General features: G+C 48.6%; 19 protein-coding genes, 1 pseudogene and 1 riboswitch. Of the genes and pseudogenes, 2 read left to right on the forward strand and 18 right to left on the reverse strand.

The window, feature by feature from the left end:
• Positions 1–29: 29 nt before the first annotated feature.
• From MHB46_RS10175 to purM, 9 genes and pseudogenes are all read right to left on the reverse strand, one after another.
• Entirely contained in the window at positions 30–1,091 is a 1,062-nt protein-coding gene (locus tag MHB46_RS10175) for an alkene reductase (protein WP_341163723.1), read from the reverse strand.
• A gap of 76 nt (positions 1,092–1,167) precedes the next feature.
• Positions 1,168–1,954: pseudogene (locus MHB46_RS10180) on the reverse strand (SDR family NAD(P)-dependent oxidoreductase).
• Positions 1,951–2,652, reverse strand: coding sequence for an SDR family oxidoreductase (locus tag MHB46_RS10185; RefSeq protein WP_341162256.1), 702 nt, complete (start codon positions 2,650–2,652; stop codon positions 1,951–1,953). The pseudogene MHB46_RS10180 and the gene MHB46_RS10185 overlap by 4 nt, the downstream one beginning before the upstream one ends.
• A 361-nt stretch (positions 2,653–3,013) precedes the next feature.
• Entirely contained in the window at positions 3,014–3,592 is a 579-nt protein-coding gene (locus tag MHB46_RS10190; protein WP_165179499.1) for a TetR/AcrR family transcriptional regulator, read from the reverse strand.
• A gap of 412 nt (positions 3,593–4,004) precedes the next feature.
• On the reverse strand, positions 4,005–4,460 hold the full coding sequence (locus MHB46_RS10195) for a DinB family protein (RefSeq protein WP_069010461.1): 456 nt from the start codon (positions 4,458–4,460) through the stop codon (positions 4,005–4,007).
• A 216-nt stretch (positions 4,461–4,676) separates the two neighbouring features.
• The gene (gene purD, locus MHB46_RS10200) at positions 4,677–5,942 is read right to left on the reverse strand and encodes a phosphoribosylamine--glycine ligase (RefSeq protein WP_069012411.1); all 1,266 of its coding nucleotides are present in this window, start codon (positions 5,940–5,942) and stop codon (positions 4,677–4,679) included.
• 71 nt (positions 5,943–6,013) lie between these two features.
• On the reverse strand, positions 6,014–7,561 hold the full coding sequence (gene purH, locus MHB46_RS10205) for a bifunctional phosphoribosylaminoimidazolecarboxamide formyltransferase/IMP cyclohydrolase (RefSeq protein ID WP_341162257.1): 1,548 nt from the start codon (positions 7,559–7,561) through the stop codon (positions 6,014–6,016).
• Between the two features lie 130 nt (positions 7,562–7,691).
• Positions 7,692–8,306 (reverse strand): phosphoribosylglycinamide formyltransferase, encoded by a 615-nt coding sequence (gene purN, locus MHB46_RS10210; RefSeq protein ID WP_190298628.1) that lies wholly within the window; start codon positions 8,304–8,306, stop codon positions 7,692–7,694.
• Positions 8,306–9,346, reverse strand: a complete 1,041-nt coding sequence (purM, locus tag MHB46_RS10215; protein ID WP_068938538.1) for a phosphoribosylformylglycinamidine cyclo-ligase — start codon at positions 9,344–9,346, stop codon at positions 8,306–8,308. The genes purN and purM overlap by 1 nt, the downstream gene beginning before the upstream one ends.
• Positions 9,347–9,548: 202 nt before the next feature.
• Between purM and MHB46_RS10220 the strand changes: the two genes are divergently transcribed.
• Positions 9,549–9,725 carry a hypothetical protein gene (locus MHB46_RS10220; protein ID WP_176715755.1) on the forward strand — a complete coding sequence of 59 codons (177 nt, stop codon included), beginning with the start codon at positions 9,549–9,551 and terminating at the stop codon, positions 9,723–9,725.
• 345 nt (positions 9,726–10,070) lie between these two features.
• Here MHB46_RS10220 and purF read toward each other — a convergent pair whose 3' ends face one another.
• Genes purF through MHB46_RS10245 form a run of 5 tightly spaced genes read right to left on the reverse strand, consistent with a single transcriptional unit; the run spans position 10,071 to position 15,637 of the window.
• Positions 10,071–11,552 (reverse strand): amidophosphoribosyltransferase, encoded by a 1,482-nt coding sequence (gene purF, locus MHB46_RS10225; RefSeq protein ID WP_208332447.1) that lies wholly within the window; start codon positions 11,550–11,552, stop codon positions 10,071–10,073.
• Complete coding sequence (gene purL, locus MHB46_RS10230; protein WP_341162258.1) at positions 11,537–13,780, reverse strand: phosphoribosylformylglycinamidine synthase subunit PurL; 2,244 nt, start codon at positions 13,778–13,780, stop codon at positions 11,537–11,539. The genes purF and purL overlap by 16 nt, the downstream gene beginning before the upstream one ends.
• The gene (gene purQ / locus MHB46_RS10235) at positions 13,758–14,447 is read right to left on the reverse strand and encodes a phosphoribosylformylglycinamidine synthase subunit PurQ (protein WP_341162259.1); all 690 of its coding nucleotides are present in this window, start codon (positions 14,445–14,447) and stop codon (positions 13,758–13,760) included. The genes purL and purQ overlap by 23 nt, the downstream gene beginning before the upstream one ends.
• Positions 14,448–14,451: 4 nt before the next feature.
• Positions 14,452–14,697, reverse strand: a complete 246-nt coding sequence (gene purS / locus MHB46_RS10240; RefSeq protein WP_007428837.1) for a phosphoribosylformylglycinamidine synthase subunit PurS — start codon at positions 14,695–14,697, stop codon at positions 14,452–14,454.
• A gap of 58 nt (positions 14,698–14,755) precedes the next feature.
• Positions 14,756–15,637, reverse strand: a complete 882-nt coding sequence (locus MHB46_RS10245) for a phosphoribosylaminoimidazolesuccinocarboxamide synthase (RefSeq protein WP_341162260.1) — start codon at positions 15,635–15,637, stop codon at positions 14,756–14,758.
• Positions 15,638–15,751: 114 nt separating this feature from the next.
• Between MHB46_RS10245 and MHB46_RS10250 the strand changes: the two genes are divergently transcribed.
• Positions 15,752–15,889, forward strand: coding sequence for a hypothetical protein (locus MHB46_RS10250; RefSeq protein ID WP_165179507.1), 138 nt, complete (start codon positions 15,752–15,754; stop codon positions 15,887–15,889).
• A gap of 545 nt (positions 15,890–16,434) precedes the next feature.
• Here the strand turns inward: MHB46_RS10250 and purB are convergent.
• The 4 genes from purB to MHB46_RS10270 all read right to left on the reverse strand — a co-directional run bounded on the left by purB (position 16,435) and on the right by MHB46_RS10270 (position 20,427).
• Positions 16,435–17,733 (reverse strand): adenylosuccinate lyase, encoded by a 1,299-nt coding sequence (gene purB, locus MHB46_RS10255; protein ID WP_013308794.1) that lies wholly within the window; start codon positions 17,731–17,733, stop codon positions 16,435–16,437.
• A gap of 2 nt (positions 17,734–17,735) precedes the next feature.
• The gene (gene purK / locus MHB46_RS10260; protein ID WP_209950374.1) at positions 17,736–18,911 is read right to left on the reverse strand and encodes a 5-(carboxyamino)imidazole ribonucleotide synthase; all 1,176 of its coding nucleotides are present in this window, start codon (positions 18,909–18,911) and stop codon (positions 17,736–17,738) included.
• On the reverse strand, positions 18,908–19,393 hold the full coding sequence (gene purE, locus MHB46_RS10265; RefSeq protein WP_013308792.1) for a 5-(carboxyamino)imidazole ribonucleotide mutase: 486 nt from the start codon (positions 19,391–19,393) through the stop codon (positions 18,908–18,910). The genes purK and purE overlap by 4 nt, the downstream gene beginning before the upstream one ends.
• A gap of 147 nt (positions 19,394–19,540) precedes the next feature.
• Positions 19,541–19,642: riboswitch (purine riboswitch) on the reverse strand.
• A 350-nt stretch (positions 19,643–19,992) separates the two neighbouring features.
• Positions 19,993–20,427, reverse strand: a complete 435-nt coding sequence (locus MHB46_RS10270; RefSeq protein ID WP_061832065.1) for a universal stress protein — start codon at positions 20,425–20,427, stop codon at positions 19,993–19,995.
• Between the last annotated feature and the right edge of the window lie 79 nt (positions 20,428–20,506).

Raw genomic sequence — 20,506 nt, forward strand, 5'->3', positions numbered from 1 at the left:
TTGTACGCCATCATAAAGCAATATCCATGTTATTCTTTACTGATGTTGAGTTGAAGTTCTTTCATCGTAGGATAATCTGTGTAACCCTCGCTTCCGTTACCAGAGTACAATGTTTTACGATCTGCTTCATTCAAAGGAAAGCCTTCTTTAAGACGTTCAACTAAGTCCGGATTAGCTAATGACCATACCCCGACTGGCGCCATATCAGCAAGGCCATTATCAATATCTACACTAAGATCTTCTAGAGCCCGTCCAGCTCTATTGACTAATAATGGATTTGGCCAGATGTTGCGAATTTCACGGAGCAGTGTTTCGTTCCCTAAATGCATAACATGGAGGTAAGCTAAATTATATTGAGCTAATTCTTTTACAAGGTGAAGATAAACTTCAAGACCGTGTTCGCCCTCATCAATTCCGTTAAGAGGTGTTCCCGGCGAAATACGAAAGCCTGTTCGTTCTGCTCCAATTTCTTCAACGATTGCTTTCGTTACTTCAATTGCAAAGCGAGCACGGTTCTCTATCGATCCACCGTATTTATCCGATCGTATATTAGAATTCTCCCCAATAAATTGATTAATCAGATAACCATTTGCTCCATGAATTTCAACGCCGTCGGCTCCTGCTTTAATAGCTGCCGCTGCTGCTTTCCGGAAGTCTGCAATTGTCGTCTGGATATTTTCTTCACTTAACTCTCTTGGAACGGGTATTTCCTGCATCCCTTTAGCCGTAAACATTTCTACACCGGGTGCGATCGCAGATGGTGCAACGGGTTGACGATGATGTGGTGTATTGTCGGGGTGCGAAACACGACCGACATGCATTAATTGGATAAATATAAATCCACCTTCTTCATGTACCGCATCCGTAACCTTTTTCCAACCTTCAATATGCTTTTCCGTATAGATGCCCGGTGACCTTAAGTAACCTTGACCATCATCAGAAGGTTGTGTGCCTTCAGTAATAATTAAACCCATCGATGCTCTTTGAGCATAATAATAGGAAGTTAGCTCTCCCGGCGTACCATCCTCTTGCGCTCTACTACGTGTCATTGGTGCCATCGCTAACCGATGAGGTAATTCCAGGTTGCCAATTTTCGTTTTGCTTCACAGTTTTTCCATTTTAAAACCCCCTCTTTGAATTGAGTTTATTAACTCCAATGTCTTTCGATTATCGCTCCACTTTAGCCTGTGCGGATCTGACCGCATTTGTCATGAGCTTGCGAGGCAGCAACCGCGGCAAGAACGCCATGAACTTGTTGCGCCCCCCTGTTATGATTAAAGTCTTGCCCCGCAAGAATTTGCGATATCCTATGTCAGCTACCTACCCAACCTCCATGACGCCGCTTCTAAACAGATTTGAGGTGGCTAGCCCAGCACGATCGACAAAGCCAGTCGCTGTCGCTCCCGGACAGAGTGCGGACACAGTCACGCCTGTGCCGCGCAGCGCATTCTCCAAAGCCTCAGTGAACGATAGTACGTACGCTTTTGTCGCATAGTAAACTGCCATCAGTGGTCCAGGAAAAAAAGCCACCAACGAAGCCACATTCAGCACGCCCCCTTGCTGCCTTTTGACCATATCCGGTAAGAACACCTTAGTCATTACAGTCAGAGCCTTGATATTAATGTCGATCATATTCATCTCTTGCTCCAACTGTGTCTCCAAGAATTCCCCGTACAAGCCGAAGCCCGCATTATTAACAAGAAAGTCGACGGTGATCCCTTTTTCTTTAAGCTCCCTGTAGATTTCCTCTGCCACGCCAGGTAATGCAACATCTTTGGCGATGTATGTCGTTTGGACACGGTACTTCTTCCGATATTCCCCCCGCGAGATCCACGAGCTTGTCCTCGCTGCGTGCGACCAGCACCAAATCGTATCCGTCTTTGGCGAAACGATCCGCCAGCTCTTTTCCAATTCCGCCCGACGCTCCGGTAATTAGTACAGTTTTGCTCATCATTTAAGCTGTGGGTAAATAGCAGCTACACCGCCAGCGAGAGCACGCTGGAGTTGACGGCTCGGTTCATCAGCAAGAATTTCAAAGCTATCGGACTCTATTCCATCAATTGCAATTTTTGCAATATCAGCAGGGTTGGACTTCGGAGCTTTAACGCCTGACGTCATGTCTGTATCCATAAAGCCCACATGCAAGCCAGCTACTCTTACATTTTGAGGATACAGATTTAAGCGCAACTCGTTCGTCATTGCCCACGCAGCCGCCTTTGCAGCCGAATAAGCGCCTTCACTCCCGCCACTACTGAACCATGATAATGCGGAAAGGATATTCAGTATGGATCCCCCACCATTATTAATAAGAATAGGTGCGAAATTGCGAATCATGGATAATGTGCCAAAGAAGTGCGTATTAAATTCCAACTGTATTTGATCGAGATCACCGTCAAGCAAAGTAGCTCCTGTAGCCGAGCCTGCATTGTTGATCAGAAGCGTAACATCTTGAGCGGCCATAGCAGCTGCCGCTACCTCTTGAGGGTTCGTAATATCAAGCTTTACAGGAATTGCACCGGGAATGTCAATGGACTGCGGATTTCTTGCTCCGGCATACACCTTAGCCCCTCTGGATAGAAGTTCAAGGGCAAGATGGCGACCAAAACCTCGGTTCGCGCCAGTGACAAATGCAACTTGTTGAGAAATATTCATTTTCATGTGCTCCTTTTATTGTATTTTGTTTATGAAATTGTTTTCTTGAAGCTATTTGGTCTGCGTTTTGATACGTAGTAATTACGGTAAGCGAGTTTTACTCGATACTTGTTTTCTAACGAGAACGGTCACTCTCAAAATCGTTAAAAAAAATGCTGAGTGCCTTACTCTGTTGTTTTTATGTGTTGTGTTGTTTGTTGTTTTAACTGCGCTGATAAACTTCATTGTAAACTATGCTTTAGAGCTTCTTTCGGCGTTTTTAGAATGTTCATTCTAAATTAGGCGTAAGATAACTCGATCGCAAAGAGCATGGATTAGCAGAAGGGACACTTCACATCTGAACTGACTACCACAATTACCCTTATTCTTCCAGGAGCTTCATCGAAATATGAGTAATACGGTGAAGCTTTTCTCTGGAAGCCGTGGTTCTTGCCATTACCCTTAACCCAATCCATACATTATGCAGGTATTCCGCCAATTCCTCAGCATTGTATGTGGAGGTGAATTCACCGTCACGTTGTCCCCAAAGAATAATCTCCCTGAGCAATTGCTCTGCTGTCGTGAATGCTTTCGTGGACTTGTTGTCCACCTCGACGTCACGCGCCGCCAATTCTACGGCCGAATTCACCATTAAGCAGCCGGCTGGCGAGTCCTCATCCCCGTCGATCATGAAACCAAAAATAAACTGTAATGCCTCCGATGCGGTCTTGGATCCTTTAACCGCTCCTGCAAGCACGGCGCTGATTTTGTCGTCAAACCGATCCATCGCTTTCAGGAACAGATTATGCTTATCTCCAAAAGTATCATACAAGCTTCTTCGATGAATACCCATATGCTCAACCAACTCGGTCATGGACGTTTTCTCGTATCCCTGCTCCCAAAAGAGCCGCATCGCCTTATCCAAGACTTCTTTCTCTTCAAACTCCTTGCTTCTCGCCATTCCAATCTCCCTCCCTCAATTAATATAACATATTGAGAACGATCAGTAAAGAATCGTTATGCTCTTTTTGAATGACATAATATTTCCATCGAGTTGGTTATCCTACAATTCTACATATTGTAACTCCCCTGCCCGTTAGCTTAAACAAGTACCGGCAGTCTAATGTAGTGCTTATGAAAAGTAAATAAGCCCATAACCGTATTTGGAAGCATATTAATTTTCCAATTTATAAGGGTATGGGCTCTCTTTGATCCTAAATAAGGCAGTGTAGGTTCTTATCACTTATAAAACACCATCGTCTGCTAATATACATTAGCATGTTGCTCTTATATGGTAAAAGCAATTTGTTGAGCTTTCGTACCCGTCGTTCAATGCCAATCCCATTCCGAGTAAAGGTGATTATTAGGCTCTGTTAGAGCCTCGCGAACGTGATGTAATCGACTTGGGCAGGCTCTGCCGATTCGATCCGAAGCGACCGGTTGATCTGTCCCCGGTGATATTGCCCATGTAAGAGGACCTGCGACAGGATGTCCCGGACGGACGTTCGGAACGGAACCCCGCTCTGGTTCGCATAGTCGATCATCTCGTCCAACTCGGATTCCTCGAGCCCTTCGATATAGACGCGATATTGCTCGGCGTTTTCTTCGAATATCGTCCGGATCGCCGTCAGGTCTTCTGCTTCCTCCCACAACGAATATTGCGCGCTGCCCTTGCCCTGCAATCGGGACAGCCAGACTCGTTCCGCGACCGCGACGTGCCGAACCAGCTTCAGAAGGTCCTTGTTCTTCGTCTCACTCTCCTCGAGCGCGTCCAAGATGCGACCGTCCGCCCAGTACAGGTGGTCCATCATGCACTTGATCGTCTTCATTTCGGTTTCCCCCTCTTCGTCTCATCGATTACTTAAACCTACTATTAACCGTTAGTTTAATCATGTGAATGAACTAAAACAACCTTTTTGGGGTGAATTCCTTGTTGCTGTAATATAAGCACTAAGAAAACGCTTTATTTTATCAGTCTACAACTTAATTTCCTTTGAACAAAAAAAGAACCTCCACAGAGGTTCTCTTTATCCTTTATATCGCTGCTACAGCAAGGCTTTTGCCGCAATGTCCGTACGGTTTTGTTTACCTTCAAAGGTAATACGATCCGCCTGTTCGTAAGCTTTGTTCCGTGCCCCGGCAATATCACGTCCCAAGCCGACCACACCTAATACACGTCCGCCGTTCGTTACCCACTCGCCCTGTTCGTTGATGCCCGTTCCAGCATGGAACACGATAGCTTCGTCTACCTGTTCCAATCCGTGGATAGGTACACCTTTGGCGTAAGCTCCAGGATAACCTCCAGATGCCAGCACCACACATACCGCCGCTTCATCCTTCCACTCGATCTCCACCTGATCCAGCGTGCCATTTATAGCAGCAAGAAAAATATCGAGCAGATCGGATTTTAAACGAGGCAGAACCACTTGAGTTTCCGGATCACCGAAACGTGCATTAAACTCAATGGTCTTTGGCTTGCCATCCGGCGAAATCATCAATCCGGCAAATAATACACCTCGGAACGGGCGCCCTTCAGCAACCATGGCCTTGGCCGTCGGCTTGATGATCGTCTCAATTGCTTCCTCAATAATAGAATTGGCTATGTGAGGCAACGGAGAATACGTACCCATGCCACCTGTATTCGGCCCTTTGTCACCATCAAAAATGGGCTTGTGGTCTTGGGCCGCGGCCATCGGACGAACCGTTTCACCGTCGACAAAGGAGAGAATCGACATTTCCTGACCAGCCAGAAACTCCTCGATCACGACCTGTGCCCCGGCTTCACCAAACACCTTGGTCACCATTATGTCGGAGAGAGCCTTTTCCGCTTCCTCCATCGAGTAAGCGACCGTTACCCCTTTGCCTGCCGCGAGTCCGTCTGCCTTAATGACAACCGGAATCGGTTGTTCCTTCAAGTATGCATGTGCTTCCTCGTAAGTATAAAACTTGCGATAGGTTGCTGTCGGAATATGATATTTATGAAGCAAATCCTTCATGAAGATCTTGCTACCTTCAATTTCCGCTGCATTTTTACGCGGTCCGAATACTGGAATGCCTTTCGCTTCAAAAGCATCCACAATACCATCTGCCAGCGGATCATCGGGACCAACCACGACAAGTCCTACCTTTTTGGATTCCGCCAGTTCTGTCAGCGCGTCAAAGTCACTCACCGGAATCGGCACGCACTCCGCTAATTGTCCGATACCAGCATTGCCTGGTGCGCAATAGATTTGCCCGGCCTTGGGGCTTTTCTTCAGCGCCCACACAATTGCATGTTCGCGGCCGCCCCCTCCGATAACCAAAATATCCATTCAGGTGTTTCCTCCCGCTCCCATTAAGATTGTTCAGGTGAAAATGCTGCTGCATCCTCAACTCATACAAGTTAGTGCTTGAAATGACGTACGCCTGTAAAGACCATGGCAATGCCGTATTCGTTAGCAACCTTGATGGATTCTTCGTCTTTGATGGAGCCGCCCGGCTGAATAACTGCTGTGATGCCTGCTTTAGCTGCCAACTCCAACGTATCGCCCATCGGGAAAAATGCATCGGATGCCAGTACGGCACCTTTTGCTTTGTCACCGGCCTGCTCGATAGCAATCTTGGCCGCACCGACACGGTTCATTTGTCCTGCGCCTACGCCAATGGTCATATTATCTGCCGCCAGTACGATGGCGTTGGATTTCACATGCTTAACCACTTTCCAGCTAAACAAAAGCTGTTTCATTTCTTCCGCGGATGGTGCCCGCTCCGTTACAACTGTAAGTGCATCCGAGTCTACAGCGTGAATGTCATTTTGCTGAACTACCATGCCGCCTTCAATGGAAGTCACGACGAAACGGCTCTCTGCCTGTTCAGACCTGGAAAGTTCACCCAGATCAAGCAAACGAATATTTTTCTTTTTCGTTAAAATCTCCAATGCTTCTTTCGTAAAGCCCGGTGCCAGTACAATTTCCAAAAAGATCTCACTCAGCTTATTCGCTGTATCACCATCAATAATCCGGTTAGCCGCCACGATCCCACCAAAAATCGAGGTTGGATCAGCTGCATACGCCTTGCTGTACGCTTCATAAATACTCCCGCCAATTCCCACACCGCAAGGATTCATATGCTTAACTGCTACTACGGTAGGTTCACTGAATTCTTTGACAATTTGCAAAGCCGCATTAGCATCATTGATGTTATTGTAAGACAGCTCTTTGCCGTGAAGTTGTTTCGCTGTTGTCAGTGTACCCTTTGCCGCCAATGGCTCACGGTAAAATGCCGCCTGCTGATGCGGATTTTCGCCATAACGCAAATCCTGAATTTTTTCATAGGTTACAGTGTATCGCTCAGGCAACGGCTCGCCTGTCACATTCGACAAATAATCGGATATCAAAGCGTCGTATGACGCCGTATGACGGAAAACTTTTGCGGCCAAACGCTTACGGGTATTCAGTTCCGTATCGCCATCCTTACGGATTTCCTCCAACACTGTGCTATAGTCATCAGCATCGACTACCACACTGACAAAAGCATGATTTTTTGCCGCAGAACGAAGCATCGTTGGACCGCCGATGTCGATATTTTCAATCGCGTCCTCATAAGTTACACCGGGTTTGGCGATCGTTTCCGCAAAAGGATACAGATTCACAACGACCAGATCAATATAACCCAATCCAAGTTCTTTCATCTGACGCTGATGCTCTTCATTATCTCGAACAGCCAGCAAGCCGCTGTGTACCGCAGGGTGGAGTGTTTTAACACGTCCATCCATAATTTCAGGAAAACCCGTTACCTCTGAAATGCCGATGACGGGAATACCCTCCTTCGACAACAAGCTGCTCGTTCCCCCTGTCGAAACGATCTCCACACCCAATTTGGACAACTCGCGGCAAAATTCCACGATCCCCCGCTTATCCGATACGCTAACGAGCGCTCTTTTAATACTCACCCTGTCTCCTCCTTTAGCTATTTCAGAATTTTGCAAAATTCTCTTTTATCATTTTATTTCCCGAGAAATATCGGAAAATGCCTGTACAGCATCCTTGATATGCCAATGATATGACAAATTACAATCATTCTTAGAGAAGTGAAATCACTTTGCGACCATTTAATTGGATTTTACCTTGGGCCAATTTTCCAACTACCTCTGGATATAGCTGACGTTCCACGGATTGAATGGCTGCGGATAAGGATTCCGCTGTATCATGGTCGTCAACTTGCACGACACGCTGGGCAATAATGGCCCCCGTATCCATGCCCCCGTCCACAAAATGAACGGTCACGCCACTTACCTTGACCCCATAGGTCAATGCCTGTCCAACAGCATCTTTCCCTGGAAATGCCGGAAGTAGTGACGGATGAATATTAATGATTTTTCCTGCGTAGGCATCGACCATGACGCTGGATAGCAAACGCATGTAGCCAGCTAACACGATGAGATCAATCGATTTCTGCTCGAGTAAAGTCACCAGTTCACGCTCATAGTCTTCTCGAGAAGGATATTCCTTGGGTCGGAAAGTATGGCACGCAATTCCAGCTTTCTGGGCTCTAGCTACGGCAGGAGCCGCAGGCTTGTCACAGATGAGCAATTCTACCGAGGCGCCCCCCAGTTCTCCTCGCGCAGCCGCATCCACCAATGACTGAAAATTCGTTCCTTCACCTGATGCAAAAACAGCAATCCGGTACTCGTTCATTACACCTCGGCTCCCGTAAAGGTCACGATAGAACTGCCTTCCGTTACTTTTCCGATCACATATGCGGCTTCGCCCTGTTCCTTCAAAACTTCCAGTGCAGTCTGTGCATGCTCTTCGCCTACAACGATTACCATCCCAATTCCCATATTAAAGGTTGTGAACATGTCTTTGTTGGAGATTGCACCTTTTTCCTGCATGAGCTGGAAGATTGGCAAAATCGGCCAAGTGCCGTATTCTATATCCACATTGACGTGATCCGGTAACACTCTAGGGATATTTTCAATAAAACCGCCACCTGTGATATGCGCCATACCTTTTACTTTTACCTTGTCCAGCAATGCCAAAACGGATTTCACGTAAATTTTCGTCGGCTCCAGCAGTACATCGCCCAGTTTGCCGTTTAAGCCTTCGATTTCCTCATGCAAATCATAACCCTGCTGTTCCAATAACAGCTTGCGCACCAGTGAGAAGCCGTTACTGTGAACTCCACTGGAGGCCAGACCGATCACTGTATCTCCGGGAGCAATGGAGCTACCGTTGATAATTTTGCTTTTATCTACAATCCCTACCGTGAATCCGGCAATATCATATTCACCCTCGCTATACATCCCTGGCATTTCTGCGGTTTCACCGCCGACCAGCGCACAGCCCGATTGATGGCATCCCTCTGCTATTCCAGCGACTATAGCTTCAATTTTCTCGGGCACAACCTTGTCACAAGCGAGGTAATCCAGAAAAAAGAGTGGCTCCGCTCCCCCGACGACAATGTCGTTTACACACATCGCAACCGCGTCAATACCAATGGTGTCATGACGATCCATTGCGAAAGCAAGCTTCAGCTTCGTGCCGACACCATCGGTACCGGAAACGAGTACAGGCTCCTCGTACTTATCCTTATTCAGGCCGAACAATGCACCGAATCCGCCCAAGTCCGTCAGCACTTCGGGACGGAAGGTACGTTTAACGTGCTTTTTCATCCGTTCTACTGCTTCATTACCGGCAGCGATATCTACCCCTGCGTTTTTGTATGCTTCGGACATTCATGAACACTCCTTCAAATGATTGACCCTCCTAAGTCCTCCCTAATAGGGAGGATTCCATGGGGCTGCTCCCCCTGGACCCCTCAAGAATCGGTCAGATGTGTAGGGTTGGGTGCTGCTTGGTGGTTGGTTCGTGCTGTGAGTCGCGTGTTGTCCTTTGTGAATTGCGGGTCATTCCCGCAATTCACAAAGACACGCTTTGGTGCGTGGCCGCCTTCACGGCGGCGGGCACGTCCCGGGCTGTTTGCTTCGCAAAGGCGGGGACGTGCCAGGCAAAGAAGTGAACGGTGCCTACGAGTGGCTCACTTCTTTGCCCTTTGAGGCAGGCAGCTTCGCCTTGCCTGCTGTTGAGCTTCGCTTCGCTGGCTCAACCTTATAAGAGCAGGGTGACTTTTTGTGAGTCACCGCTCCGTTAAAAACTCATGGCATGAAATAGTTATGCCATGAGTTTTTAACGACCTTACCTATCCTCTTCCCGGTGGGAACCAAAGAGGTACAGGCACTGCTGCAAAATGCTGCACACCTGAGAAACGCAGTGGGTGGAAGAATTCTGGAGAAGCGAAGCGTTCGCCTTTGCCGCTGGAATTCCAACCCTCTAAGGGGTTATTCCAATTCGGGAATCAGCGGCAACAGCGATCGGAAGAACCTTCTACACGCGGAGTGGCCCCCTCAGAACCGCTTTTCCTGCACCATGCGCCACCTGTATCTCTTTTGTTCCCGTTTCTCAACAACTACATCCGAACTTTTCTTCACCTTTGAAATCCACCTGAGTTGGGTAATCATTATCGAAACAAGCTAGGCACAAACCGCCTTTGTAATCTTGTTCGTTATATCCACCTACAGCGGCAATCAAACCCTCGGCGCTCATAAAGTAAAGCGAATCGGCGTTAATTTCCTCACGAATTTCCTCGACGGTTTTGGATGAAGCAATCAGTTCCCGGCGATCCGGCGTGTCAATACCGTAGAAGCACGGGTTTTTGAAAGGCGGCGAGGTAATACGTACATGTACCTCCAACGCTCCCGCATCACGCAGCATATTCACGATTCGACGGGATGTAGTGCCCCGGACGATAGAGTCGTCGATCATAATGACCCGTTTACCTTCAACAACACGTCGTACAGCGCTCAGCTTCATTTTCACACCCTGCTCGCGTAGCTCCTGACTCGGCTGAATGAAGGTACGTCCAGTGTATTTATTTTTAATCATACCCAGCTCATAAGGAATACCTGTCTGCTCTGCATAACCAATCGCAGCCGATATGCTGGAATCCGGCACTCCTGTCACCAGATCCGCATCGACAAAAGCTTCCAACGCCATCTGGCTACCCATTCTTTTGCGTGCAGCATGAAGATTAGAACCATTCAAGTCACTGTCAGGACGAGCAAAATAAATATACTCCATCGCACATAACGCTTTACGGTGCTTATCTTCCGTGTACCGATCTTCATGCAAGCCGTTTTTATCCAGCACTAGCAGTTCACCCGGCTCGATATCGCGCAGCAGTTCTGCACCAATCGTTTCCAGGGCACAAGACTCGGATGCGAACAGATAAGCATCTCCCAGTCTGCCCATCGTGATTGGACGCAGACCATTGGGGTCGGAAGCCACGAGCAGCTTGTCGTTGGTCATAATGAGAAAAGCAAATCCGCCGACAATCCGCTTCAATGCATCTTTCGCGGCCTCCACTAAATCCTTGGATGATCGTGCGATCAAATGCGCCACTACTTCTGTATCGCTGGTCGTTTGAAAAATAGACCCGCCCTGCTCCAGCTCATGTCGAATTTGCAAAGCATTCACAATATTCCCGTTCGTAGCTACCGCTAGGTCGCCATCACGATACTTGAACACCAAAGGCTGTGCATTCGTTAGCTTACTGTCTCCACTTGTCGAGTAGCGCACATGTCCTATGGCAATATCGCCTGTCAGCGAAGCCATCAAATCTTTATTGAATACTTCTTTTACAAGCCCCATTCCACGATGATAATGGAACTCGTCGCCACTGCTCACACAGATGCCTGCACTTTCCTCCCCGCGATGCTGGAGTGCATGCAATCCGTAATATGCTAGGGAAGCGGCATCGGAGTGCCTATACACTCCAAACACGCCGCATTCCTCTTTTAATTTATCAAACAGCCCCTCTTTACCAGAGCCTTCATTATAATAATCTCCAGTCCACAACGTCCGTGCTGTTATTTCATCAGACATGGAATGACATCCTCCCAGATTTGCTTCAAACTGGCGACTGCCTCGTTCAAAGCGGGTTGTCCGTTCACCTCAACTGTCAATTGTGATCCTTCAACTTTTCCTAATACAGTAACTGGCACTCCCAAACCACGCAGATGTGCTTCCAGAGCAGACGCTTTATCCGGCGATGCAGATAACAAAATACGGGATTGGCTTTCGCTAAACAAAGCATGGTCAGGACGCAAAGTCGTTTCTACGTTGACCTGTGCTCCCAATCCGCCGCTAATCCCAGATTCCGCAAGCGCTACAGCCAATCCGCCCTCTGCCAAATCATGCGCAGATTGTACCAATCCGCCCTGAATCGCTCCCAGTACCGCAGTCAGCAGTTTTTTCTCTACGTTCAAATCTAGCTCAGGCGGGCGTCCTTCGGATACACCGTGTACGACAGCTTGGAACTCGCTGCCTCCCAGCTCGGCCTTCGTTTCCCCCACCAAGAAAATCACATCACCCTCGGCTTTGAAGCCTTGTGTTGTTATATGATCCGTATCATGTACCAAACCTACCATACCGACAACAGGCGTCGGATAGATGGAGCCTTTGGTATTTTCGTTGTACAAGCTGACATTCCCCCCGATAACAGGTGTATCCAGTACACGGCAAGCTTCAGCCATACCGTCTACGGCTTTTTCCATTTGCCAGAAAATATCCGGCTTTTCAGGGTTACCGAAGTTCAGGTTATCTGTAATCGCCAACGGCTCGCCGCCAGAACATACAATGTTACGCGCTGCTTCACTGACTGCAATCCGTCCGCCTACCTCTGGGTCAAGGTATACATAACGTCCGTTACAATCTGTCGTCATGGCAAGTCCCTTACGAGTTCCGCGCACAGTCACTACAGCTGCATCCGATCCCGGACGAACGGCTGTACTCGTACGAACCATGTAGTCATATTGCTCGTATACCCATTTCTTACTAGCTACACTTGGTGAAGACAGCACCTTTTTCAGCGCACCGTTCAAATCCGTCACTTCTGCATAACGAAGTGTGTCAATGGCAGCATTTTGCTCATAATAAGCGGGGACTTCGGAAGGCTTGTCATAAATCGGGCATTCATCAACCAGCGCCGTCACTGGCATATCTCCGACCACTTCATTGTGATGGAACAAACGCAAACGACCGTCATCCGTCACTTTACCGACCTTGGCACAAATAACGCCCCAGCGCTCGAAAATTTCCAGTGCCTGTGCTTCATCCTTAGGCTCTACTACGAACAGCATCCGTTCCTGTGATTCGGACAGCATCATTTCATAAGGTGTCATGCCCTCTTCACGCTGCGGTACCTGATCCAGATACAGTTCCAGACCGTTGCCAGCCTTACTCGCCATCTCCGCGCTGGAGCAGGTAAGTCCCGCGGCACCCATATCCTGAATACCCAGCACAATACCGCTGTCGATCAGTTCCAGACATGATTCCATAACCAGCTTCTCCATAAAAGGATCGCCTACTTGAACCGCAGTCCGGTTCGCTTCAGATTCTTCTGTCAGCTCAACCGATGCGAATGTCGCTCCGTGAATCCCATCACGACCTGTCGGTGGGCCCACATAGAACACCGGGTTACCGACCCCTTTAGCAACACCTCGCTGGATTTTATCATGGTCAATCAGTCCGACACACATTGCATTAACGAGTGGGTTGCCTTCGTAGCTTTCATCAAATACAACCTCGCCACCTACAGTCGGAATACCGATACAGTTCCCGTAGCCCGCAATACCAGATACTACATGCTCGAACAAATATTTCACACGGTCGCTCTCCAGCTTGCCAAAACGCAGAGAGTTCAACACCGCAACAGGCCTTGCGCCCATGGAGAAAATATCACGGATGATACCGCCTACCCCAGTCGCTGCTCCTTGAAAAGGCTCCACAGCCGACGGATGGTTGTGGCTTTCGATTTTAAATACAACCGCTTGGTTATCACCGATATCTACAATGCCTGCGCCCTCACCGGGTCCCATCAGCACTCGTGGACCACTCGTTGGAAAACGACGCAATAACGGCTTGGAGTTTTTGTAAGCACAATGCTCTGACCACATGACACTGAATACACCAATCTCCGTATAATTCGGCTGACGTCCCATGAATTCACAGATCAACGCATATTCGCTATCCGACACACCCATCTGCTGGTACAGTTTATGCTCGGCAACCTGCTCTGCCGTTGGTTCCTTAGCGGACACTTGCTGTGCCATGTCGATCCCTCCATGCGTTCAAAATAGATGTAAACATACGTTTGCCGTCATCCGTTCCGAGCAATGCGTCCACCGCGCGTTCAGGGTGAGGCATCATGCCCAGCACGTTTCCTTGTTCATTACAAATCCCTGCGATATCCGTCATGGAACCGTTTGGATTATCTTTATACGTAAATACGATCTGGTTATTCGCCTGCAAGCGAGCCAGCGTCTCATCATCACAGTAATAGTTGCCTTCGCCGTGTGCGATCGGAATGACGATCTTTTCACCAGCAGCGTAATCTTTAGTAAAAGGTGTTTGGTTATTCGTAACCTGCAACACCGTATCCCGGCATAGGAATTTCATCGACAGATTACGGCGTAAAGCCCCTGGCAACAGACCGGCTTCGGTCAGAATTTGGAAACCGTTGCAAATCCCCAAAATATATTTGCCCTCGGCAGCCGCTTTGGCTACTTCCTTCATCACCGGTGCAAACCGGGAAATCGCACCGCAGCGTAGATAATCCCCGTAAGAGAAGCCGCCAGGAACAAGCATACAATCATAAGGCGACAGATCCGTCGCAGTATGCCATACATAATCGACAGGTTCACCGACCGTGTCCTCTATCGCCTTATAGCAGTCAATATCACAGTTGGATCCTGGAAAAACCAGAACTGCAAATTTCATGGAATTAGCCCTCCAGTTCGTAGCGGTAGTCTTCAATGACCGTGTTGGCCAATAGCTTTTCACACATCTCGATGACGCGCTTTTCAGCACTCTCGCGGTCTGTTGTATCCAGATTCAGTTCCATATACTTGCCAATTCTGACGCTGTCCACTTCTCCGAAACCCATAGAATGCAGTGCGCCTTGCACCGCAACCCCTTGCGGGTCCAAAACGCTTTGCTTAATCGTGACATAGACTGTTGCTTTCATCATGTTCCTTCAGTTCCTCCTCCGAATGAGTGAATCCTATTGGTTGAATTATGATTACTATTTACTGTGCCGTCAGACGCCGCCAAATATCCGTATATCTTGCAGTTGTTTCTTTTACGACATCAGCCGGCAACTGATCGGGCTTGCTATTCTTGTCCCAACCGGATGATGCCAAATAACTTCGTACCGGCTCCTTGTCCATGCTGTCAATCTCAACATCCAGCTCATATTTTTCCTGTGCCCAGAATCGGGATGAGTCCGGAGTGAAAATTTCGTCAATCAAAATAACCTTCCCGTTAACAAGACCAAACTCAAACTTGCAATCGGCTAAAATAATCCCCCGCTTCTCGCAGAAAGCACGTGCAAATTCGTACAACGCCAAACTCTTTTCCTCAAGCTCACCTGTTAGTTCAACCCCGACCAGTTCTTTCATTTGGTGAAGGGAAATGTCCTCGTCGTGTCCAACATCATTTTTTGCAGCTGGTGTAAATAAAGGCTTGGGAAAGCGTTCATTTTTACGCAGCCCCTCTGGCAATGGAATGCCGTTCACCTCACCGTTCTGCTCATACTGACGCCACCCGCCTCCGGTAATATATCCGCGCACCACACACTCAATATCGATGCGTTCAGCCTTCAGCGTGACCATGATCCGGTCCTTCAGCAACTCTTTATTCTGTTCGTCGATCACATGCCCGAGCTTGTTCACATCAGTGTGCACGACATGGTTTTCCAACAAGTCTTTCGTCTGCTCAAACCAGAAAGCGCTGAGCTTATTCAGCACATTCCCCTTTTCGGGCACGGGTGGCTCTAACACATAATCAAAAGCCGAAATTCGGTCTGTCACCACAATCAGAAAATGCTCTCCGAGATCATACAGTTCACGCACCTTGCCTTTATACAAGAGCGGCGCATGGATCAGACCTTCGGCAGTAGACAATGACATTTCATTACACCTCTTCCAAAAGAGTATTCCCCCTCCTAAATCAACCTTGCCCCTCCTAAATCCTCCCCTCAGGGAGGACCCCCAGGGCTGCTGCCCTCGGGACTCCCGCAAGGGTTGGCTAGTGAGCAGGGGATGGCGGGTTACTGGAGCTACGGTGGAGTGAGCGCGTTCCGCTGGATGAAGGCTTGTTTGCACAAGCTTTCATCCAGCAACGCTTTTACGTTAGTACAGATCGACGTTTTTACGTATTAACAATGTATTAACGCTCCCGACTCTAAGCGACAAGTTTTATGCCGCTTACAGCTCGACCGTGGTTCAGCGTCTACATACCGCCAAACCATTCGGCCCGTGGCCGTAGCACGGCATGCCGTGCAGCGAGCATTGGGCTTTGCCCTGTTGTGCGCATGTGCTACGCTGCGCACGGATACGGTGGCTCAAGGCTTCGCTTCTTGAGCCTGCGCGTTCTCGGGAGGGCAACGGGCTGTTTGCTGCGCAAATTCGGCAGCCCTCACGAGAACGTGGCCTGCGATAGAAAGCAGTGGAACACGCTTTTCCATCGCCTTTGGGAAGGTGCGGCATCTTATGTGCCGCACCTTCCCTAGTTCTGCTCCCACACGAAGGTTGGTGCTGGGTGCAGCGGAGCGGACGGAATCGTTCTGGAGAAGCGTCAGCGCTTGCCTTTGCCTCTGGATTCCAACCAATATCTGGTCTTATACAATCACAGGAATCCAGGGGCAACAGCAATCGGAGGAATGATCCGTTCGCGCAGCGGCCTCACCACGCAGCAACCTTCCCTCCTACTCCCCTAATCCCAGCTTTTTGAAGATCGTATCCACGTTCTTCAGATGCCAGGCTGGGTTGAACGCATCCTCGATTTCGTCTGCGCTGAGCACGGCAGTAATTTCCGGAGTTGCCTCGACGATTTCGCGGAATTGGCGTTGCTCTTCCCACGCCTGCATAGCACGCGGCTGCACGGTATCGTAGGCTTTTTCACGACTAAAGCCTTTGTCGATCAACTTCGTCATAATACGGCCGGAGAATGGTACACCATACGTACGTGCCATATTGCGCTTCATATTTTCAGGGAAGACCGTCAGATTTTTTACGATATTGCCAAAACGGTTCAGCATGTAGTTCAACAGCATTGTTGCATCTGGCAGGATAATACGTTCCACAGAAGAATGCGAGATGTCGCGTTCATGCCACAGGGTTACGTTCTCATACGCCGATACCATATGCCCACGAATCACGCGTGCCAGGCCAGAGATGTTTTCACTGCCGATCGGATTGCGTTTATGCGGCATCGCAGAAGAACCTTTTTGACCTTTGGCAAAAGCTTCTTCCACCTCACGGAACTCACTCTTTTGCAGAGCACGGACTTCTGTAGCAAATTTGTCCAACGATGTGGCGATCAACGCTAATGTTGCCATGTATTCGGCATGACGGTCGCGCTGAAGCGTCTGTGTAGAAATTGGTGCAGGCTTGGTGCCCAGCTTGCGGCATACAAATTCTTCTACGGCCGGGTCAATGTTGGCATATGTCCCAACTGCACCGGACATTTTACCGTATTGTACTTGGTCAGCCGCAAAACGAAAGCGTTCCAGATTGCGCTTCATTTCCTCGTACCACAATCCCATCTTCAGTCCAAACGTTGTTGGCTCAGCATGTACTCCGTGTGTACGTCCCATCATCGGTGTGTGCTTGTAAGCCAATGCCTTTTCCTTCAAAATTTCAATAAAATTCAAGATATCGCGCTCCAGGATTTCATTCGCCTGCTTTAACAGGTAGCCCAGTGCCGTATCAACTACGTCTGTGGAGGTCAAGCCATAATGTACCCATTTGCGCTCGTCTCCAAGACTTTCGGACACCGTGCGGGTAAAAGCAATGACATCATGTCTTGTCTCCTGCTCAATTTCATAGATCCGTTCAATATCAAAACTTGCATTCTTACGCAGAGCCACAGTATCCTCTTTTGGGATAACCCCTAATTCCGCCCAAGCTTCACAGGCACACAGCTCTACTTCCAGCCACGCTTTAAATTTATTTTCTTCCGTCCAAATCGCTCTCATTTCCGGTCTGCTATAGCGTTCGATCATGACTATTTATTCCCCCAAATATTGGTTTGTTCAATCCATTCCAGCGCTTGTTCCGCATCCTGGCACAATAGATTAATATGTCCCATCTTTCGGCCTGGCTTGGCTTCACTTTTTCCATACAAATGCAGCTTGGGTACAACATCCAATCTTTCAGCTTCAACATCCGATTGCGCAAACCGCCGAACCACATCCTCCAAATGCTCACCTAGCACATTGACCATCACGACGGAAGTCAGCAGCTTCGTGCTGCCCAAGGGTAAACCGCAAATCGCACGTATGTGCTGCTCGAATTGCGACGTCGCGCACCCCTCCATCGTGTAATGACCGGAGTTATGCGGTCGTGGTGCTAACTCATTAACGTACAATTGTCCGTCTTCGGTGACAAACATCTCCACAGCGAGCAGTCCCACCGCACCCAGCGACTCTGCCACAGCCAGCGCCAACTTGCGTGCTTCCTCCTGGACAGGCTCTGGCACACGTGCAGGCACAATTGACGTGTGCAAAATATTGTTCACGTGAATGTTTTCGGCAGGTGGAAAGGCTTTGGCTTCACCGTTCGTGCTGCGAGCTACAATCACCGAGATTTCGCAGCGAAAACGAATGAACTGTTCCAATACCAGTTCCGCACCGCCTCCTGTCAGTTGTTCGTAGGCAGCCCTGGCTTGCTCTGGTTGGCGAATGACCACTTGTCCCTTTCCATCATAACCACCGACTGCTGTCTTGAGCACACACGGTACACCCAGTTCAGCTACCGCTTGAACCATATCCGCAAGACTACTGATTTCACGATACGGAGCGACAGGGACACCAGCAGCTTCAATAGAACGCTTTTCTCTCAGACGATGCTGTGTTGTGTACAAAAGACTGCTGCCTTGCGGCACACTGGATTCCTTTTCCAAAAGTGCAGCCACACCTGCGTCCACATTTTCAAACTCATACGTGATCACATCGCACCGCTCAGCCAGCTCTCTGGCCGCATGCTCATCATCATAGGCAGCGCGGATTTGTTCAGATACCTGCCCACAGGGGCTATCCGGTACAGGGTCCAGTGTCACAAAGCGATATCCTAGATTGGTTCCGGCCAGTACAAGCATTCTTCCTAATTGCCCGCCTCCTAAAAGTCCAATCGTTGTACCAGGAGGTCGGATACGGCCTGCGGGTTCACTTGCCCCATTCATAGCGAGTCACTGCCTTCCAGCACCTCATCACGAATACGGTCGCGTCTCGCCAAAACCCGCTGGCTTATCTTTTCGTCAAAAGCGCCTAATATTTGTGCTGCCAGCAGCCCTGCATTTGTAGCGCCTGCCTTACCAATTGCCACAGTGGCAACCGGAATACCACCCGGCATCTGCACAATGGAGAGCAGGGAGTCCAGACCGTTCAGAGCCTTCGACTGAACAGGCACACCAATGACCGGCAATGCTGTCTTCGCAGCCACCATTCCTGGCAGATGCGCAGCCCCACCCGCTCCAGCAATAATGACCTTTAGTCCACGCCCAGCGGCCTCTTCTGCAAAACGAAACATTAAATCCGGTGTACGATGGGCTGAAACTACTTTTTTCTCATATCCGATTTCAAGCTCGTCCAGCACAGCACATGCATGCTGCATGGTGTCCCAGTCTGATGTGCTGCCCATAATGACAGCGACCTGCACTGACATGTCCTTCACTCCCTGTTTATCAATAAGCGCCAAAAATCCGGCACTCGAAAATAAAGTTATTTTCAAGACACCGGACTACGAAAAACAAACGACAGAGCCTCTTAAAGGCATGCCAAAAGCAAGCCTCTTCCACCGCATCCAATGCGGCTTCAGCCGAATGTCTCCCGTAGTCCGGAAATTTAAGGTTTCCAGGTAGAAACTTCCGGGCCATATCCCCGGCATTATACGAGTTAGCATTGTGCCTATTCCATCCCAATCGATATTCTTTACAAGTATGATCGTGGTTTGTTTCGGCTCAAACATGTGTACCTTATTAAATTGCACCTTAAGTTCATTTTTTATCGACAATACACTTCCTAGTTTAACAATTCCCTACACCTTATGTCAACTTGAAAACGAACATTAGAATAATCATACAATAGAATGTTCGTGTTTAGTGAAATCAGTACCCTTATATACCCACAGGTCAGGACTATTGTATTATATTTAGCTATCGCTCCCCTCCCCTGATAACAGCGACCGCAACGCATCCCACTGAAAAAAATAAAAGTCGGCACTCCCTATACAGGCAGTAAACCGACTTTTACTTTTTTATTCAGTTATTTTACGACCAGCACAGGAATACGCGCATGCTGCACCACATTGTGACTTACGCTACCCAATACAAATTCACGGATACCACCTAAACCTCGGCTGCCGATCACAATCGCATCGAAGCCATTCTCATTGGCATAATCCAAAATGACTTCGGCTGGAGAACCTTGAATCAGTTCCACCTTGGCATCTACACCCTGCTCAGCAAGTCGTTTTTTAACTTCATCCGTAGTTTGTTCGGCCAAATCGTAATATTCTTTATTTATTGAAGCCGGAATTGGAGCCAAACCTTCGCCCATAAAGATCCGAGGAAAATCGAATGCCGTTACCACCTCAAGCTTCGAGGACGGTGATGCCTTGACCAATTCAGCCGCCTTTAACAAAGCCTTGTTGGATGCATCCGAACCATCATAAGCAAGCAATACTTTTGAAAATATCATAATATGCACCTCTTCCTCATTCAGTTTATTGATTCAAAGCCTGAAATATGTATTCCTGTGGTTGTTCATTCCATGTCAC

Origin of the sequence: Paenibacillus sp. FSL H7-0703 (assembly GCF_038003485.1) — a bacterium.
In the GTDB taxonomy this organism is placed as follows: Bacteria; Bacillota; Bacilli; order Paenibacillales; family Paenibacillaceae; genus Paenibacillus; species Paenibacillus polymyxa_B.

What these genes read in the sequence shown, in the direction of transcription:
- purF (WP_208332447.1), bottom strand. Translation starts at nt 11,552, where the DNA reads ATGTCTGATGAAATAACAGCACGGACGTTGTGGACTGGAGATTATTAT.
- purD (WP_069012411.1), bottom strand. Translation starts at nt 5,942, where the DNA reads ATGGATATTTTGGTTATCGGAGGGGGCGGCCGCGAACATGCAATTGTG.
- purN (WP_190298628.1), bottom strand. Translation starts at nt 8,306, where the DNA reads ATGAACGAGTACCGGATTGCTGTTTTTGCATCAGGTGAAGGAACGAAT.
- purB (WP_013308794.1), bottom strand. Translation starts at nt 17,733, where the DNA reads ATGATCGAACGCTATAGCAGACCGGAAATGAGAGCGATTTGGACGGAA.
- MHB46_RS10185 (WP_341162256.1), bottom strand. Translation starts at nt 2,652, where the DNA reads ATGAATATTTCTCAACAAGTTGCATTTGTCACTGGCGCGAACCGAGGT.
- purS (WP_007428837.1), bottom strand. Translation starts at nt 14,697, where the DNA reads ATGATGAAAGCAACAGTCTATGTCACGATTAAGCAAAGCGTTTTGGAC.
- MHB46_RS10195 (WP_069010461.1), bottom strand. Translation starts at nt 4,460, where the DNA reads ATGAAGACGATCAAGTGCATGATGGACCACCTGTACTGGGCGGACGGT.
- purL (WP_341162258.1), bottom strand. Translation starts at nt 13,780, where the DNA reads ATGGCACAGCAAGTGTCCGCTAAGGAACCAACGGCAGAGCAGGTTGCC.
- MHB46_RS10245 (WP_341162260.1), bottom strand. Translation starts at nt 15,637, where the DNA reads ATGTCATTGTCTACTGCCGAAGGTCTGATCCATGCGCCGCTCTTGTAT.
- purQ (WP_341162259.1), bottom strand. Translation starts at nt 14,447, where the DNA reads ATGAAATTTGCAGTTCTGGTTTTTCCAGGATCCAACTGTGATATTGAC.
- MHB46_RS10270 (WP_061832065.1), bottom strand. Translation starts at nt 20,427, where the DNA reads ATGATATTTTCAAAAGTATTGCTTGCTTATGATGGTTCGGATGCATCC.
- purK (WP_209950374.1), bottom strand. Translation starts at nt 18,911, where the DNA reads ATGAATGGGGCAAGTGAACCCGCAGGCCGTATCCGACCTCCTGGTACA.
- purE (WP_013308792.1), bottom strand. Translation starts at nt 19,393, where the DNA reads ATGTCAGTGCAGGTCGCTGTCATTATGGGCAGCACATCAGACTGGGAC.
- MHB46_RS10190 (WP_165179499.1), bottom strand. Translation starts at nt 3,592, where the DNA reads ATGGCGAGAAGCAAGGAGTTTGAAGAGAAAGAAGTCTTGGATAAGGCG.
- purM (WP_068938538.1), bottom strand. Translation starts at nt 9,346, where the DNA reads ATGTCCGAAGCATACAAAAACGCAGGGGTAGATATCGCTGCCGGTAAT.